The sequence below is a fragment of the Spongiimicrobium salis genome, assembly GCF_043678055.1.
Taxonomy (GTDB): domain Bacteria; phylum Bacteroidota; class Bacteroidia; order Flavobacteriales; family Flavobacteriaceae; genus Spongiimicrobium; species Spongiimicrobium salis.
The window spans coordinates 1,023,259-1,041,836 of the sequence record NZ_JBHEQA010000002.1 but is presented as its reverse complement, the minus strand read 5'-3'; the positions used below and the strand labels follow the sequence as shown (position 1 = coordinate 1,041,836).

Here is an 18,578-nt window from a genome sequence, read left to right as displayed (position 1 = left end):
AGGGTTTTTTATTTTTGCCTTTTTTTTAAAAAAAAGAGCAAAATAATAAAACCGATCAATCTCAAAATACGTAGTTAATTTTGGAAAGAAACATGCATGTTAAAATTAGGGTTATTTGTAATGAAATTGTTTCATAAATGAGAAGTGGCATGATTTCTGTCTAAACCAAAACAAAACGGATAAAAAGCACTATAAAGGTGTTTTACCGAAAAAGATTTTGCTTTAAACGAAAAATAGTGAGAAGAGGCGATAAGTCCTTTACATTAAAGTATCTTTGCGTACGCTTCATAGTGCGATATGACCTATGAAACTACCTGGTACGATTTGAAATTCGTTTTTTGAGAATACCGGAAAATAAAAAATTATGAAAAAAAATTACCCCAAAACACTAGTTTTTTTTAAAACTACACTTTTATTACTCTTTCTAAGTGTATTTTCTTCTACGGTAACCGCCCAGAGTTTTACGCAGAACAATCTTGATTTTAACGGCAATGAGGCAATTAACTTGGGTACATCCCTGATGTTTGGCCCGGATGGTAGACTTTATGCTGCAGAATATGCCGGAATTATATCAATTTACACCATTCAAAGAAACTCTCCAGGGGATTATATCGTGACCGATAGAGAGGAACTGAATCAAATCCAGAGTATCCAAGATCACAATGATGATGGAAGTCCTTCATCTGAAGTGTTTCGGGAAACCACGGGATTGGTGGTCACGGGGACACCTACAAATCCGGTACTTTATGTAAGTTCCAGTGATTTTCGTATTGGTGGAGGTATCGGAGGCGGTAGCGGTGATTCCGGCTTGGATACAAATTCGGGAATCATTACAAGGTTCACTTGGAACGGTACTTCTTGGGATGTTGTGGATATTGTTAGGGGACTTCCGCGTTCGGAAGAAAATCATGCTACGAACGGATTAGAGTTTACTACGATCAATGGAAGGGATTATCTTATTGTAGCACAAGGGGGACATACCAATGGAGGTGCTCCTTCTACAAACTTCAACTGGACCACAGAATATGCCCTTGCCGCAGCGGTACTTTCGATTGATTTAACAACTATTGAAGGACTTCCTATCTTAAATGATAATGGAAGAAGTTATATTTATGATATTCCAACCTTGGACGATCCAACAAGGCCCAATGTTAATGGTATAATCGATCCAGATACTCCAGGTTATGATGGAATTGATGTTAATGACCCTTTTGGGGGGAATGATGGACTCAATCAAGCCATGGTTGTCGAAGGAGGGCCGGTTCAAGTATTTTCACCAGGTTTTAGAAATACTTACGATCTTGTGGTTACCGAAAGTGGTGCGGTCTATGTTACCGATAATGGCGCCAATGCAGGTTGGGGTGGTTTCCCTGTAAATGAGGGTGTTGACGGTACTGTTACTAATGATTACGACCCCACAGAACCGGGGAGTAGTTCTCCTTCTGGAGGAGAAGCGATCAATAACCGAGATCACCTAAGTCTCGTCACTACTGATATTCAAAACTATGTATCGGGAAGTTTTTATGGAGGACATCCCAATCCCGTAAGAGCAAATCCTGCTGGAGCTGGACTTTTTACAGCCCCGGATCCCACTAGTTTAGCAGGAGCAGTATTTAGAACACAAATTTACGATCCGGATGGTTCTACTCCTGGATCTACTACAGATCCAACTATTGGATTACCGGCGAACTGGCCTCCAGTACCTTTAAGCCAGGCCAATCCAGTTGAGGGTGATTGGAGAGGCCCCGGAGATCCAAATCCTGATGGGGATAATGATGACATCATAACCAATTGGGGCACAAATACTAATGGTATAGATGAATATACGGCCACCAATTTTGGTGGAGCGATGCAAGGAGATCTTATTGCAGGTAGAAACGGAGGAGTATTGAGAAGACTTCAGTTGACACCGGCAGGAAGAAGACAGACACTAACGGCCAATTTTGCTTCAGGCCTTGGTGGAAACGCTTTGGGAATTACCTGTAACAGTGATACAGATCCATTTCCAGGAACCATCTGGGTAGCTACATTTAATAGTAATATCGTTGTCCTAGAACCTCAGGATTTTATTACGTGTATAGCCCCTGGAGAACCCGGATATGATCCTTTGGCAGATTATGATGAGGATGGTTATACCAATCAGGATGAGGAAGATAATGGTACGGATCCCTGTAATGGAGGATCTCAGCCAGATGATTTTGATGCTTCAGCTGGAGGTACCCTGATTTCAGATTTGAACGATACGGATGACGATAATGATGGTATATCTGATGCAAACGATCCCTTTCAATTGGGGAATCCGAATGATGCAGGAAGTGATGCTTTTACCATACCTGTTGAAAATGAATTGTTCTCAGACAATCCTGTTTTAGGGGGATACCTTGGTCTTGGATTTACGGGAATGATGAACAATGGCGATACCGACCGTAACTGGCTCGATTGGATAGATCGTAGGGATGATCCCAATGATCCCAATCCCAATGATATTTTAGGAGGTGCCATTGGGGCAATGACCATGCAGATGACCTCTGGTACTGCTTTAGGGAGTACCAATACGCAAGAAAAAGGCTTTCAATATGGTATCCAGACCGATCAGACTTCCGGGGTTTTTACCGTAGTTGGAGGAATGGGGAATTTTAATGATCCTTTACAGCTTTACGGAAATGCTTCTGCCCCTAATGGAGAGCTGGGTATTTTTATAGGAGATGGAACACAGAGCAATTACATCAAATTTGTACTTACCCCAAGTGGTCTAACAGCCTTGGAGGAAATAAATGACGTCCCGGGAACTCCGGTAAATCTTCCATTTACCGTAGCGGAAAGACCTAATGCGGCAATAGCTTTTTATTTTGTGATAGATGCTAGTGACGGAACAATCACCTTGGCATATACCTTGGATAATGGAACACGGGAAGAACTTACTACATTGACCGCACAGGGCAGTATTTTACAGGCCATACAGCAAGCTAACGTTTCTTTGGCCGTTGGGCTTATAGGGACTTCGAATGCAGCTAATGTGGAATTGGAGGGTACCTGGGATGTACTGAGTGTTTTGGATGGAGACCCTTTTGTGGTACAGCCCATTACGGAATCCAATGTTACCGTAGGTACGGCTGACAATACCTTTGATTTGGATACGGTTTTTGATGATGATAATGGCGTGGGCAATCTTACTTATACCGTGTTATCCAATACAAATGCGGCCAACGATGCCAGTATTGTAGATAATATTTTAACGATAACTTATGCCAATGTTCCCGCGGTTTCGGAAATTACGATTCGTGCTACGGATATCGATGGTAATTTTGAAGATCATATCATAACGGTAACGGTTGCTGCAGCTCCATCTGTATTGTATAGAGTTAATGCAGGAGGACCCGAAATTGCTGCAATTGATGGAGAAATCGCTTGGGAAGCCGATTTGGCCGCACCTAACAATTCACAGTTTCTTGTACAAGCAGCATCAGATCAAGTCTTTGGCTTTCCGGTAACGAATTTTACACCAGAAGTCAATTTAACAACTACGCCTCAGGATATTTTCCAAACGGAACGCTTTGATAATTCTGCGGGTACGCCAAATATGACCTATTCTTTCCCTGTTGCAGCTGCTGGAAATTATGAAGTAAGACTGTATATGGCCAATGGCTATGATGGGACGGATCAGCCGGGAGATCGTATTTTTGATGTCACTATAGAAGGTATTACCTACCCATTATTGGATGAAATTGATCTTTCGGGAACCTATGGGCACCAGACAGGGACCGTAATAACCCATATTTTAAATGTTACCGATGGTTCCATAGATATCAGCTTTGTACATAGTCTTATTGAAAACCCACTGTTAAATGGTATTGAGATTTTAGAAGCGGATGATGCCATTACGCCGATTTATGTTGGCCCATTTGCGGATCAGACCAATGCTGTTGGAGAACAACTCGATGGAGGATTGATTACCGCGGCATTTGGAGGGGATGGAAACTTAAATTATAGCTTGAGCGGACAACCTGGAGGTATCAACATCGACCCCACCAATGGACAAATTGGAGGTACGGTCGATTTGAATGCCGCAGCAGGAAGCCCTTATACCGTTACAGTAACCGTAGATGACGCCGATGCCATTTCATCGGATGCCGTTTCAGTCACTTTTATGTGGACGGTAACCAGTACGGGAGTGCGTATAAATGCCGGAGGTGCTTTAGTAGCAGCTACGGATGGGGAATCGGATTGGTTGGCCAATGATGTAGAAGGCCCTGTGACCACCTCTGAATATTCAGTGACTACAGGTGAAATTACGACGACACTCTTAGAATATGCCAATCGTCACCCTTCCATTCCAAATTATATCGATCAGGCCACCTTCGATGGCATTTTTGCCGAAGAACGTTTTGATAGGGCCTCAGGTGTGGATATGGAGTTTGCTATCCCCGTAGGTAATGGAAACTATCGTGTTAATCTCTTTATGGGAAATAGCTTTGTAGGTGTCAATGATATTGGAGATCGAATATTCGATATTATTATGGAAGGTGCCGTCGTACGAAGCAATTTTGATATTATTGCAGAATTTGGCCACTTGCGAGCGGGAATGTTGTCTTTTGAAGTAGAGGTGACCGATGGGGAATTGAATATAGAATATGGACGTATTGTGGAAAATCCTTTTATCAATGCCATAGAGGTAAGACCGTCCGATGGTACTCCAGACGATTTTGGAATTTTCCCTATAGCGGATCAAACGAATTTTATTGGTCAAGCTGCTGCGGTTTCCGCTGCTGTATTTGGAGGTAATCCTGAAGAGGCTACCACATATACCATTGACGGACAGCCGGCAGGAGTAACCATTGATACGAATAGCGGGTTTATTTCTGGAACAATAGCTTCCGCTGCTGCTCAAGGAGGTCCTACCAATAATGGAGTTTATACGGTTACTGTTACGGCGACCAGGGCAAGTGCAGGTACGGTACAAACCCAATTCACTTGGACCGTCAATGATTTCTCAACATTTAGGATTAATGCCGGAGGTGCAACCGTAATAGCAACGGATGGGGAATCTGATTGGGAATTCAATGATATTTCTGGACCTTTTGCAACAAGCAATTATGAAGTGAATACCGGAGAGATATTGAATGCTGGCTTGTTATATGAGAATAGGCATTCTTCGATTCCTGCATACATAGATGAGGCAACTTTTAATGCGATTTTTGCCGAAGAACGTTTTGATTTTGGAACAAATGGTGATGGTTTTGAAATGCAATTTGATGTGCCATTGGCTAATGGGGATTATATCGTTAATCTATTTGTAGGGAACAGTTTTGCCGGAACCTCAAATATTGGTGATCGCGTCTTTGACGTAAATATCGAAGGAGTACTGGCCATTGATGATGTGGATATCGTCGCAGCGTTTGGACACCTTTCCGGCGGTATGCTTTCGTATCCTGTTACTGTTTCGGATGGTGTGCTTAATATCCAGTTTGTACATCAAATAGAAAATCCAACCGTAAATGCCATAGAAATTAGATTGGACGCTGGAGCATTTGATCCAATTGTTGTTGCTCCTATTGCCGATCAAACAAATAATGAGGACGATGTCCTGGATGGTAGCTTGGTAGCTTCTGCTACAGGAGGAAATCCTGCTCTTGATTTTGTATATGCTATTTCGGGACAACCGGATGGCGTAACCATAGATGCAGCTACAGGGGTAATATCGGGAACCATTAACCCAGGTGCTGCTACAGGCGGCCCTAGCGGTAATGGTATTTATACCGTAGAAGTTACGGCAGATAAAGTAGGTTCTTCCCCAGGAAGTACAACATTTACATGGACGGTTCAAGGCGTTGGCTTCTGGACGGATGTTGATGAAAATGAAAATTATACAGCAAGACATGAGAATTCCTTTGTACAAGCAGGAGATAGGTTTTATGTCATGGGAGGTCGTGAAAATGCTACTACAGTAGATGTATACGACTATGCTAATGATAGCTGGGAAGCATTGACAAATTCCGCACCAGCAGCATTTAACCATTTTCAAGCTGTAGAATATAAAGGTTTAATATGGGTCATAGGAGCTTTTAGAACCAATATTTTCCCTAATGAACAACCCGCTGAATTTATCTGGGCATTCGATCCTGCTACCAGAGAGTGGATTCAAGGACCTGAAATTCCTGCGGGAAGACGGAGAGGAGCTACCGGAATAGGTATTTATAATGATCGCTTCTACATTGTGGGAGGAAATACCGAAGGACATAATGAAGGAGCAGTAGCCTGGTTCGATGAATATGATCCTGCAACCGGTACTTGGACGCCTTTGGCAGATGCGCCGAACGCAAGAGATCACTTTAATGCTGTGGTCATTCAAGATAGATTATACGTTGCCGGTGGTAGATTGACCGGTGGACCGGGCGGATTATTTGGCCCTACTATAGAGGAAGTGGATGTCTATGATTTTGGAACAGGACTTTGGAGTACACTGCCTGCAGATCAGAACCTACCTACTCCTAGGGCAGGTGCTGCCACCGTGAATTTTGATGATACCTTAGTGATCGTAGGGGGAGAAGTGCCCGATCAAAGCACGGCATTGGATATCACGGAAGCCTATGATCCTGCCACGACTTCATGGACAAGATTGCCAAATCTTAATCACAGACGTCATGGGACACAGGCTATTGTTTCTGGAGGAGGAATATTTATTTTAGGAGGTTCTCCAAATCAAGGTGGAGGCAACCAAAGAAATTTAGAATATCTTTTTGACGGCACTCCTACGGGCGTTCCAAGTGTTTCTAGTACGGTATCTGCACCTACGGAGGTGTCTGTGAGTATTGGAGGTACTGTCGATATTCCAGTGGAACTGTCAGGTGGAAATGTGGGAATATTTGTAGAATCCATAACCATTACTGGTGCAAACGCAGCGGACTTTAGTATAACGGCAGGCGCGCTTACCAATGCCTTGTTGATGCCTAATAGCATACATACCATAACCGTAAGTGATTCCGGTACAACGGATTCTAGATCGGCAGTGTTAACGGTCAATTATGCAAATGGACAATCGGTCACGACCAATTTAATTACAAATGCAGGGCCTACAGCCGTGGCAGTAGCTAATCCATTAACAGGAGAAGCACCTTTAACCGTTATTTTTGATGGTAGTGGTTCATCAGACGATTCCACAATAACCTCCTATTTCTGGGATTTCCAAGATGGTACTACATCTTTTGACCAGAATCCTATACATACATTTTTCAATGTGGGGGTTTATGTAGTGAGCTTAACAGTGACTGATGATGACGGGGCAACCGATACCACTACGGTAACAATTACAGTGACAGATCCAATTGCGACGGAAGCACCTGTTGCCGTTGCTACGGCGACGCCTTTGACGGGAACTGCACCTTTGGAAGTATCATTTACCGGAAGTAATTCTACAGATGATATTGGTATAGAAAGTTATTTATGGAATTTCCAGGATGGAAGTACTTCCAACGAAGCCGACCCTGTGCATATTTTTACGGAAGCAGGTATTTATGAGGTGACATTGACCATTGAGGATGCTGCTGGATTAACAAGTTCCGCTACCGTTACAATTACTGTTAATGCGGCCAATACGAGCCAAAGGTTCGACGGCGTGATATTCCCGAATCCTGCTACCAATGTAGCACAAATCATGTTGGTTAACCAACCTGATGATAAGGTAGTTACTAAAATCAATTTGCACGATTATAGTGGTAGATACATCACTTCATATGATCCACAGGAAATACTGGATAATGGCGTATATACCTTACCGATTGCTTTCTTGACGGATGGTATCTATATCCTGAACGTTGAAATGAACTTTGGAGCACCGATTATCTTAAAATTAGCGGTACAGAATTAAGAAATTAAAACATTTAAATACAGAAGGGTTTATGCAAATGTATAGACCCTTTTTTTATGGGATTACCTTAAAATCCGGAAAGAAAGTAAGGGATTTCAACGGGATTTAGGGAGCAAAACGTTATCATAATTTTATGTAAATTTTTCTTAAATAAAATTCAATATTTCCTCAACTATGGAATGTGCATTTCATCGATGAAGTGCGGTAATTAAACGAATTAAGGTCGTATGATGATTCACTCGCTTTAAAACTTAATATTTTTGCAAGGCCTACAATTCTTTCCCCCATTTAATTTTTTTGAATTTTTTTAACGTTTATCCTTGGGATCTATGACCAATCTTTACACCAAAGTGCCAATGCGTATCGTATTTGCAGTGTTCTTTATCATTAATGTGAGCTTTTCAATAGTTCATGCACAAAATTTCAGCCAAAACAATGTAAATTTCAATGGGAATGGATCGGTTGCCAATGTTACTTCCTTAATGTACGGTCCAGATGGACGATTGTATGTGGCCGAGGTCACGGGAACCATAAAAGTGTTGACTATTGAGCGAAATGGCCCGGGCAATTATGTAGTAACGGCTTCAGAAACGCTGACGAATATTAATGAGATCCAAAATCACAATGATGATGGAACTACAGATTCTAGTACCTTGAGGGAAACCACCGGATTAACGGTTGTGGGAACTGCAGAAAATCCCATAATTTATGTTAGTTCCAGCGATTTTAGAATTGGGGCCGGTAGTGGAGGTGGAAGTGGAGATTTGGGATTGGATACCAATTCCGGTATCATCACCAGACTTACATTGAATAATGGTGTATGGGAAGCGGTGGATATGGTCCGAGGGCTACCAAGATCGGAAGAAAACCACGCTACCAATGGTTTGGAGTTTGCAACCATCAATGGTATCGATTATTTAATTGTTGCCCAAGGGGGACATACCAATGCCGGAGCACCTTCCATAAATTTTGTCTTCACCTGTGAATATGCATTATCAGGGGCCGTACTCTCGGTTAATCTTACACAATTGGAAAGCATGCCCATTCTCAATGATAATGGAAGGGCCTATATTTATGATATCCCAACCCTGGATGATCCCACCCGGGCAAATGCTAATGGCATAAATGATCCAGATACTCCGGGTTATGATGGAATAGATGTCAATGACCCCTTTGGAGGAAATGATGGGCTAAACCAGGCGATGTTGGTTCCCAATGGTCCCGTACAAATTTTTTCTCCTGGATATCGAAATACCTATGATCTGGTATTAACGGAAAGTGGAGCTGTATATGTTACTGATAATGGTGCCAATAGGGGTTGGGGAGGACTCCCTGCGAACGAAGGTTTGTTAGACCCTGGTACGGGAACCAGTATTGTGACCAACAATTATGATCCTGCCGAACCGGGAAGTAACGTGGCTACTGGTGGAGAACTTATAGATAATGTGGATCACCTACAATTGGTGACCACAGATATACAAAACTATAATTTTGGAGCGCTATATGGGGGACATCCTAACCCTGTTAGGGCAAATCCCTTAGGGGCAGGCTTGTACACGGCACCTTTACAAGATGGAAATACCGGTGCAGTCTTTAGAACACAAATTTATGATCCAGATGGTTCTACCCCCGGTTCTACCACAGATCCAAATTTGGGCCTTCCCGCCAACTGGCCCCCTGTTCCCTTGAACATGGCCAATGCAGATGAAGGGGACTGGCGAGGTCCCAGTGTTCCAAATCCCGATGGTCCCGGAGATAATAATGTCATCAACTGGGGTACCAATACCAATGGTATCGATGAGTATACGGCTTCTAATTTTGGAGGGGCCATGCAAGGAGATCTACTTGCGGGTACCAATGGTGGTCTATTGCGAAGATTACAATTGAATGCCAGTGGGGGCAGAGGAGGATTCAGCGCCAATTTTATCTCAGGTTTGGGAGGAAATGCACTGGGCATTAGCTGTAATAGCGATACGGATATTTTTCCAGGAACCATTTGGGTGGGTACCTTGAATGGAAGACTTATTGTTTTGGAGCCTCAAGATTTTATAGAATGTTTACAACCTGGAGATCCTGGATATGATCCTTTGGCAGATAATGATAATGATGGCTATAGCAATCAAGACGAAATAGATAATGGGACGGATATCTGTAATGGAGGATCTCAACCCAATGATTTTGACCAGCTTGCGGGAGGTGCTTTAATTTCCGATTTGAACGATACCGATGATGATAATGATGGTATCTTGGATGCGAATGACCCCTTTCAATTGGGAGATCCCTTGCTGGGAGGCTCTGATGCTTTTACCGTTCCCATAAGCAATGAATTATTTTCGGATACCGCCTTAGGAGGTTTTTTGGGGCTTGGTATGACAGGACTAATGAACAATGGGGATACCAATCAAAATTGGTTGAACTGGATCGACAGAAGAGATGATCCCAATGACCCCAATCCCAATGATATTCTTGGGGGTGCTATTGGCGCCATGACCATGCAAATGACCTCGGGTACAGCTTTGGGAGGCACCAATACACAGGAAAAAGGATTTCAATACGGGGTACAGGTAGATCAAAGTGTTGGTGTTTTCACGGTGGCTGGAAATATCGTCAATTTTGATGCTCCATTACAATTGTACGGAAATGTTTCCGCGCCCAATGCGGAACTTGGATTTTTTATTGGGGATGGCACGCAAAGCAATTATATCAAATTTGTACTTACCCAAAATGGGTTTACCGCACTTCAGGAAATTAATGATGTGCCACAGGCTCCTGTAGATTTTCCTATTCCTACTCTAGATCGCCCCCAAGGGAGCGTGGTGCTGTATTTTGTAGTTGACCCATCCACCGGATCGGTGAATTTACAGTTTGCGGCAGATGGAGGGGAGCGCACGACCATTGGAACTGTGATGGCTCAGGGAAGTATCCTCAATGCCATTCAAGGCAATGCGCAAGATTTGGCGGTTGGATTTATCGGTACTTCCAATGCCCCAGGTGTCGAGGTTGAAGGAACTTGGGGATTCCTCAATGTTACTAATGGACAACCCACTATTGTACAGGATATTGCCAATATTGAGCGGACCGTTGGAACGGACAATGAAACGCTGGATCTAAATACCTTTTTTGCCGATGGGGAAAATACAGCGAACCTGACCTATAGCATTGAAGGAAATACGGATACCAGAATAGGGGCCAGCATTGTAGGAAACACACTGACATTAAGTTATCCAGATGTTGCAGCCATAGCGGAAATAACGATCCGGGCCACGGATGCGGAAGGGAATTCAATTGCCCAAACCTTTACAGTTTTGGTTTCGGGATTGGCAGAGGTATTGTATCGTGTGAATGCGGGAGGCCTTGAAATCCCAGCCATTGATGGCGGAATCGCCTGGGGGGAAGATACTACACTCAACAATTCTCCTTTTCTTGCTGCGGCAGGAACCGATAATGTATTTGGTTTTACATTGACCGGTGTTACCCCTGAGGTGAATCAAAGCACGACACCATTGGATATATTCGACTCAGAACGTTTTGATTTGAGTGCCGCGGCTCCAGATATGACCTATTCTTTTCCTATTACGGAAAGTGGAAATTATGAAGTAAGAGTGTATTTGGGGAATGGTTACGAAGGAACAAATCAAATAGGAGATCGCTTTTTTGATATCTTGATTGAAGGAAACTTGGTTCAGGATAATTTTGATCCCATTGCAGCATTTGGGGATCTTACCGGAGGTGTGCTAAGTTTTCAAGTAGAAGTTACGGATGGTGTTTTAGATATTGTATTCGATCATCAAACGGAAAATCCATTTTTAAATGCCCTCGAAATTCTAAGTATACCTACGCCACCTTCTTTGATTAACATAGCCCCTATTGCCGATCAGAATTCAGCAGCCGGATCCACATTGGACGGTACTTTATTTGTAGTGGCCGATGGGGGGGAAGGAGCTTTGCAATATGCGGCCCAAGGACTGCCTCCCGGTATAGTATTGAATCCTACTACAGGGCAGTTGACTGGCACCGTTGAAGCGTCGGCCGCGGTGAATAGCCCATATAATGTGGTGATTACGGTAGATGATAGTGACGCTACAACTTCGGATAGTGTTACAGAAACCTTTACTTGGAGCATATTCAACCCCATTAATGTACTCTACCGAGTGAATGCTGGAGGACCCGAAATACCCGCTATTGATGGTGGTATCGCTTGGGGAGAAGATACTACCCTCAACAACTCCCCTTTCTTGGCGGCGGCAGGGACCGATAATGTCTTTGGATTTACCCTTACAAATTTTAGACCTGAAATCGATCAGAATACAACACCTTTGGGCATTTTTGATTCCGAACGTTTTGATCTAAGTGCGGCAGCACCGGATATGACCTATTCTTTTCCTATTATCGATAATGGAGCATACGAGGTGCGGATTTATTTAGGAAATGGATTCGATGGAACAAATCAAGTGGGTGATCGTTTCTTCGATATTTTAATAGAAGGAAACCTGGTGGAAGATGATTTTGATCCCATTGCAGCCTTTGGCGATCTTACCGGTGGAGTATTGACCTATCAAGTAACCGTAACCGATGGGGCCTTGGATATTGTTTTTGATCATCAGTTGGAAAATCCTTTCCTGAATGCTATTGAAATTATAGACAATACCATACCTAACACGCCCATTGCCATTGATGACATTGCAGACCAACTGAATGTTGCGGGTGCTGCCCTAGATGGAAATTTGACCGTTACGGCAACGGGAGGCCAGGGCGCACTTCAGTATAGTGCGGAAGGATTGCCCCCAGGCGTGTTACTGAATGCCAATACAGGGCAGTTTACTGGGAGTATCGATGCTTTGGCGGCTGCCAATAGCCCCTATACGGTCACGGTGACGGCAGATGATACGGATGGCGATACCACAGATATCGCTTCGACAACCTTTATATGGACGATTAATGTGCCTTCCAATGTGCTCTATAGGGTAAATGCGGGTGGCCCTGAAATTCCTTCAATTGATGGGGATATTGCTTGGGGAGAAGATACTACGGTCAACAATTCCCCTTTCTTGTCCCAAGCGGGAACGGATAATGTATTTGGCTTTACCCTTACTACCTTCACTCCGGAAGTTGACCAAACCACCACGCCTTTAAGCATATTTGATACGGAACGGTTCGATTTGGATGCCGCTGTACCTGATATGACCTATAGCTTTCCAGTGGTCGAAAATGGGGATTATGTGGTGCGAATATATTTGGGGAACGGATTTGATGGAACAAATCAGGTAGGAGACCGTTTCTTCGATATTTTAATTGAAGGAAATCTGGTGGAAGATGATTTTGATCCCATTGCTGCCTTTGGCGACCTGACCGGGGGAGTATTGACCTACCAAGTTCCCGTAACCGATGGCATCTTGGATATTGTATTTGATCATCAATTGGAAAATCCATTTTTGAACGCCATTGAAATTTTAAGGGCTACTGCGGAAGAAATACCCATAGAAGTTACCGCCATTCCTGATCAAAATAATGATGTAAATACCGCTTTGGATGGTAGTTTGGGCGTAATCGCCAGTGGTGGAAACGGCAATTTACAATATACGGCCGAGGGATTGCCCCCAGGCGTTGTTATTGAACCAACCAATGGACAAATTGGAGGTACTATTGCTGCGGATGCCTATATCAATAGTCCCTATAATGTTTCTATTACGGTAGATGATAGTGATTTGATCACTTCAGATAATGCCGTTGTTGAATTCCAATGGATCATAAATCCTTTGTGGACAGATTTGAACGAAAACGAAAACTACACCCCGCGCCATGAAAATTCCTTTGTGCAGGCCGGAGATCGTTTTTACCTTATGGGCGGTAGGGAAAATGCAAATACGGTAGATGTATATGACTATACTAACGATAGTTGGCAGGCATTGAACAATATCACACCTTTAGACCCCAATGATCCAACCCGTAGATTGGAATTCAACCACTTCCAAGCTACAGAATACCAAGGCCTAATCTGGGTTATCGGGGCTTTCCAGACGAATAATTTTCCCAATGAGGTACCAGCGGAATACATATGGATTTTTGACCCGGTTAATCTGGAATGGATTCAAGGCCCTGAAATTCCTGTGAATCGAAGACGAGGTTCTGCCGGCTTGGCACTGTTTAATGATAGATTCTATATTTTAGGAGGAAACACAGATGGTCACGATGGTGGTTTTGTTCCCTGGTTCGATGAGTATGATCCGGCAACCGGTGTATGGACCGTTTTAGAGGATGCTCCAAACCCAAGGGACCATTTTAGTGCCGTGGTGATCGGGGATTCGCTTTATGCTGCTGCAGGACGACTTTCTGGTGGTAATGGAGGCGTTTTTGCCCCTGTACTTTCAGAAGTAGACCGTTATGATTTTACCACCAATCAATGGACGACCTTACCTGCAGATCAAAATATTCCGACCCCACGTGCGGGAGCGGCCACTGTAGGTTATAATGATCAATTGATTGTTTTGGGAGGAGAGTCACTGGCACAAAATGGCGCTTTTGATGTCACAGAAGTTTTTGATACAGCTTCCGGGGAATGGAGAAGTATAGATAATTTAAATCATGCCCGTCAGGGAACCCAAGCGATTTTATCTGGAGATGGTATTTTTACCCTTGGTGGATCGCCAAATCGAGGAGGTGGAAACCAACGCAACCTTGAAGTTCTAGGAGTGAACGCTCCAGTGGGAGAAACCAATATTGCGGCACCCTTAACGGCACCCGCGACAGTAACAATTACAAATGGTGATACAGCAGACATTACTTTAGCGGCTCTTGAACATACCTATGGGATATATATTCGATCGATGGAAATTAGTGGCCCTAGCGCTGCCAATTTTTCTATGGTAAGTGGAGAAGTGAACACTGGTGTAATCGCGGGTGATCGCACCAACGGTTTTTCCCATACCCTTACTGTGGGTCTAGATAGCACCTTTGATGGCAATGCAGCGGTGTTGACCATAAACTATGGCGAAGATTCCAGTATCTCTATTAACTTAACAGATGACTTGATAGTTGATCCTGAAGTGGTTAATCCAGGAAATCAAGAAAATACGGAAGGAGATGTAGTTGCCTTACCCATACAGGTTACCAATGCCAATGGAGGTCTGACCTATAGTGCAACGAACCTGCCTCCAGGACTCAATATTGATGCCGCTACAGGATTGATTTCGGGTACAATCTCCGGTGCCACTACTGGTGGGGCCTTTAATGAGGCAAATGGAGTATTGGTCATTGAAATGGAATCTGGAGAATTAGAGGCCGGCTGGTCCCAGACCAATACTGGAGGAGCTCTTGGAATTACAGCGAGTGAAGATCACTTTAATGATCAAAATGGAGGTATGATCCCTTATGAAATAACCATCAATACGCCTGGGGTATATCGTTTTAATTGGCGAAATCTATTTGGAGGAAATTCTTCGACGGATCAAAATGATAGTTGGTTGCGTTTACCAAATACCAATGGAGTATGGTTCTTTGGTTTCCAAGGGAATCCGATCAGCGAAGCGGCATTGATTTCCAACTTGCAGGGCGCTCAAAACAATATTGTTTTTCCGGTAGGTAGTGGTAGAGAGACTGCGGCAACCAGACCAGAGGGCGCAACGGCTAACGGCTATCTCAAGATTTACAGAAGTGGGGGGTCCTCGGGAGTTTATGATTGGCAGGCCAGGACCAGTGATAATGATGCCCATGAAATTTACGTTTGGTTTGAGAATGCCGGAACATATACCATGGAAGTTTCTGAACGTTCCGCGGGCCACGTTATAGATAAAATGGCCTTGTATCGCGTAGATGGTCCTGATTTCTCAGATGCCCAATTGACTGCACTAAGTGAGTCTTCGCAAACGCAGATCGATGGGGCCGCAGCAAATAGTCCGTATAATGTGGAGGTGCAGGTATCGGGAACAGGAACATCGACCATAGATTTTATTTGGACCATTAACGAGCCTGAGATAGGCATTGTGTGGATCGAGGATTTTGAAGATTTAGGCAATGGAACTACAGTTGATAATGGAACTACAGCTTGGAGTTCCACAAGGAATGGTGGCGTTTTTCAAGTAGAAAACGGGGCATTTTTAACCAATGGAAATAGTAATGGCCCAGGCGTGTGGACCTCAGAAATTATTCCTATCACTGGTGCGGTTTCATTGACCATTGATGTCAATGATGGGGACGATACCAAGGAAACGGCAGATTTTGTAAGAGCATCGTATCGCGTAGACGGTGGACCATTGGTACAGTTTGGAGAGGTGCGTGGTGATATTAACCCTCAAACGTTTACTGCAGATAATATTACAGGTAGTACCATACAGATTATTGTGGAGGCAGACGTTTCCTTTAGCGGGGAGTTCTATACAATAGATAATGTTACCGTATTTGGTCAGATAGACAGCACCCCACCGGTGTTTTTTGACCTCCTTGTGGAAAATGGTACAGGAGATGGTAGTTTTGAAGCAGGACAGGAAGTCATCATTACGGCCGATGCGCCATTGCCGGGACAAGAATTTTTAGCGTGGACCGGGGATGTCGGTGGCATCCAGAATGTTAATAGCGCTTCTACATCATTGACCATGCCGGCGGCTAACATTACCATTAATGCGACTTATAGGGATATCCCTACGGCGGGAATAATTTGGTTAGAAGATTTTGAGGATTTGGCCAATGGGGCTACTATAGATAATGGAAGTACTGCCTGGACTTCAACAAGGGATGCAGGGCAATTTGAAGTACAGAATGGTGTCTTTGTAACCTCAGTGAATAGTAATGCACCCGGTGTCTGGACTTCGGAACTGATAGCAATCAATGGAACGGTATCCCTATCCGTGGATGTCAACGATGGGGATAATAATAAGGAAACAGCAGATTTTGTCAGGGCATCCTATAGCGTGGATGGTGGGCCATTGATTCAATTTGGTGAAGTTCGGGATGATATCGAACCCCAAACATTTACGGTGAATAACATAGTAGGAAGTACCGTACAGATAGTGATTGAAGCGGACGTTTCTTTTGATAATGAAGTGTATACCTTCGATAATGTTACGGTTATAGGACAAGATGGAGGCAATCAGATTCCAGTGGCTGTGGCAGATGCTACCCCAATCACCGGAACAAGTCCTTTGGAAGTCAATTTTACAGGAGGCAATTCTACGGATGATGGTACCATTGTGACCTACGATTGGAATTTTGATGATGGAAACACTTCAACGGCAATTAATCCTACCCATACCTATACTAGCCCAGGAGTATACAATGCCAGTTTAAGGGTAGTGGACGATGAAGGTGCCGAGAACACGGCTACGGTGCAAATTACGGTAACGGAACCTGTAGCTCCAGAAGGAGTGGTGAGCTTTACCTTGATCAACGCAGATACTAATACCGATTTATTTGAGCTTACGGAAGGAATGCAGATTGAAGCAGGGACAGTACAAAACCTATTGTCGATCAGAGCCAATACAAACCCAGCTACCGTTGGTAGTGTGTCCTTTTCCTTATCTGGGCCCATAAATCACACACAAACAGAGAATATCTTTCCTTATGCCCTTTTTGGAGATAGCAATTCCGGATTGAACTATGGAGGAAATTTATTCCCTGTAGGTAATTATACCATTACGGCCACTTCTTTTAGTCAGGCGGCCTTGGGAGGAACACCTGGGCAGACCTTAACCATTCAATTCTCTATTGTGGATACCGTGGGCAATACCAATATACCGCCCTCTGCGGTTATCAATGCATCCACCTTGTCCGGAGAAGCTCCTTTAGAAATCGATTTTGTTGGGAGTAATTCTTCTGACGATGTGGGTATCGTGTCCTATGAGTGGAATTTTGATGATGGAAATACTTCAACAGGAATCAATCCGACACATAGTTTTAATAGCCCGGGAGTTTATACTGTAAGCTTACGTGTTGTTGATACAGAAGGGTTGGAAGATACTACTTCAACGCTCGTAACCGTTGATGCTCCATCGGTTCAAGATGGGGTGGTCAGTTTTACCTTGGTAAATGCTACAACCAATCAGGATTTGATTCAATTGACCGACGGAATGGATATCAATGCCTTTACTATTCAAGGGATAGATTTGGCCATTAGAGCCAATACCAATATCCCTGTTGGAAGTGTTCAATTGGCAATGTCCGGCCCTATTAATACCACAAGAACCGAAAACGTGGCACCGTATGCCTTGTTTGGGGATAATGGGGGCAATTATGCAGGAGTTCCCTTCCCGTCTGGAAGCTATAGCCTAAGTGCCACATCCTTTAGTGGCGCCAATGGAGGAGGAGCACAAGGCCCTACAATAGCCCTTAACTTCACCATTGTACCTCAAGCAGCTGCACGTATCGATAATACTTCCTTTGCGAATACGGATACTACAATGCGATTATTCCCAAATCCTGTTATTGCTGAAGCTCAAATTGAGGTTCCGGATACCACCGTTCAAATGAGATCGATACAGATATTTGACCTTACAGGGCGTTTGGTGAAACAATATGATGCTGCCAAGGTAAATGTTGGTAGTGGACGATATGGCTTTAATGTTAGTGCAATGGACAACGGCTTGTATTTTATCCATATGACCTCTGAAAAAAATGAAAAATATCAATTGAGGATGATAATCAGTAGATAGTACGGCTGAGCCCAATAGAAACAAAAAACCCAGAATATCATTGTATTCTGGGTTTTTTATTGAAGCGTTTAATT

General features: G+C 43.6%; 2 protein-coding genes. Both read left to right on the top strand.

Features of this window, described 5'->3' with window-relative positions:
- The first annotated feature begins 364 nt into the window (after positions 1 to 364).
- Positions 365 to 7,864 (top strand): malectin domain-containing carbohydrate-binding protein, encoded by a 7,500-nt coding sequence (locus ACEXOE_RS13740; protein ID WP_394749386.1) that lies wholly within the window; start codon positions 365 to 367, stop codon positions 7,862 to 7,864.
- Between the two features lie 329 nt (positions 7,865 to 8,193).
- Positions 8,194 to 18,504 (top strand): malectin domain-containing carbohydrate-binding protein, encoded by a 10,311-nt coding sequence (locus ACEXOE_RS13735; RefSeq protein ID WP_394749385.1) that lies wholly within the window; start codon positions 8,194 to 8,196, stop codon positions 18,502 to 18,504.
- The last annotated feature ends 74 nt before the right edge of the window (positions 18,505 to 18,578 follow it).